Source organism: Alkalihalophilus lindianensis (genome assembly GCF_032843265.1).
Classification (GTDB): domain Bacteria; phylum Bacillota; class Bacilli; order Bacillales; family Bacillaceae_D; genus Alkalihalophilus; species Alkalihalophilus lindianensis.
In genome coordinates this window covers 1-272 of the sequence record NZ_JAWJBA010000321.1, presented here as the reverse complement: position 1 = coordinate 272, position 272 = coordinate 1, and the positions used below count along the sequence as shown (strand labels likewise).

The window sequence follows — 272 nt, the reverse complement described above, 5'->3', positions numbered from 1 at the left end:
ATACAAATAACCACCAAGAAGGCTGCCAAAAATTTCGGCCGCTGAATGAAGCATTAAGACAAAACCAGCTTCCGATAACGTCCTACCCATGCTTTGGGTAATATAAATGGTATGAAGCGGCCAAAGGAAAGCCATTCCTGTAGAATTGATGATCATGGCAATAAGTAAAACTTTTAGATTTCTTGGATAACTCCTCCAGAATGCCATCAGCAAAGACCCCTTTATATCCCTGAATCAAGGCCTCTTATTTTGAACAATTCCCCGGTGATAAC

The 272-nt window shown here is 40.8% G+C and carries 1 pseudogene; it reads right to left on the bottom strand.

Annotated features, from left to right (window positions below):
- Positions 1-207: pseudogene (locus RYX56_RS22425) on the bottom strand (MFS transporter); the annotation flags it as partial.
- Between the last annotated feature and the right edge of the window lie 65 nt (positions 208-272).